The organism is Bradyrhizobium sp. sGM-13 (assembly GCF_018398875.1).
In the GTDB taxonomy this organism is placed as follows: domain Bacteria; phylum Pseudomonadota; class Alphaproteobacteria; order Rhizobiales; family Xanthobacteraceae; genus Bradyrhizobium.
Genome location: NZ_JAGWDK010000139.1, coordinates 1 through 1,239 on the forward strand (window position 1 = coordinate 1; position 1,239 = coordinate 1,239).

A 1,239-nucleotide genomic window follows, 5' to 3' on the forward strand; every position below is an offset into this window, starting at 1 on the left:
TCAGGCGGCGTCGGCGAGTTTGTAGGACCAAGTATGGACGACGGGATGGCGATTGACGTCGTCGATTCCGGCCATGATGCGCTCTTTGAGTTCGTGCTTTGATGTAACCCTGATGTGACGCAGGACGGAGCGGGCGAACTTGGAGAAGAAGCCCTCGATGAGGTTGAGCCAGGAGCCGTGCTTGGGCGTGAAGGTAAACTGGAAGCGGCCTGCCGGTCGTGTGTCGAGCCAGGCTCTGGTTTCCCTCGAGATGTGCGCGGAATGATTGTCGAGGATCAACTTGATCGCGGTCCTGGCCGGATAGGCGGCATCGAGAAGCTTGAGGAATTCTACGAACTCTCGGCTGCGGTGGCGGTCTTTGACGAGCGCGTGGACCTTCCCGGTGAGCAGGTCAATGCCCGCCAACAGGCTGAGCGTGCCGTGACGTTTGTACTCATGATCGCGCGCGAAGGTCGCATGTACGCCCGGCACAGGCGGCAGATCCGGCGCTGTCGTCGCGACGGCCTGTATTCCCGGCTTCTCGTCGTAGGAGACGATCGCTACCGGTTTGTCCGACTTCTTCGATCGGGCGGCGGCTTTTTTCAGGACCTGGACCTCGCGATAGACATACAGAACCTCAGCCATCTTCTGCTCGAACTCGGCGTCGCGGTTTTCAAGATAGTAGCGCACCTTGTGCGGCTTGATTTCCTGCTGACCGAGAAGCTTGCACACCGTGCCCTGAACCAGACGGGCGAGACATTCATGTCCGGCCTCTGGTCCGTGCTCGCGGGCATGGCGGGCCAGCAGTCGCGTCGTCCACAACTCGTGCGGATAGCCATGCTCCTTGGCCTTGTCGCACGCCAGAGACACCAGCCAGGCCTTGGCCGCCGGCGTGATCACCGGCTCCTTGCCCGGTCGCGGGCGCTCATCGAGCGCCGCCAGCGCGCCATCAGCCGCCGCCCGCTCGACGCAGCGCTGGACCGTCTGATGATGGGCGCCAAGTCTTTGTCCCACCGCAAAGAACGACGGGGTCTCGCGGTAGGCAAGCAGCATCGCAGCCCGCGATACCCGGCGCGCCGGTTCGGTCCGCGACCGCGAAAGAGCCGTCAACGTTTCAATCTCTTCGTCGGTCATCGCCAACTCGACCGCTTGCCGCCATCCTGCCATGATGAAACTCCTCGTTCAGTCAATCGCAAACGAGGAATCCACAAACAAACCTCCCGTTCCATGACTGCCAAGTTCATGGAATCGGTCGTCTAG

The 1,239-nt window shown here is 61.6% G+C and carries 1 protein-coding gene; it reads right to left on the bottom strand.

What is annotated here, in order from left to right; genetic code table 11:
- Positions 1-1,146: an IS630 family transposase gene (locus KJQ96_RS38465; RefSeq protein WP_213255931.1), complete on the bottom strand. Its 1,146-nt coding sequence runs from the start codon at positions 1,144-1,146 to the stop codon at positions 1-3.
- Positions 1,147-1,239 lie beyond the last annotated feature (93 nt).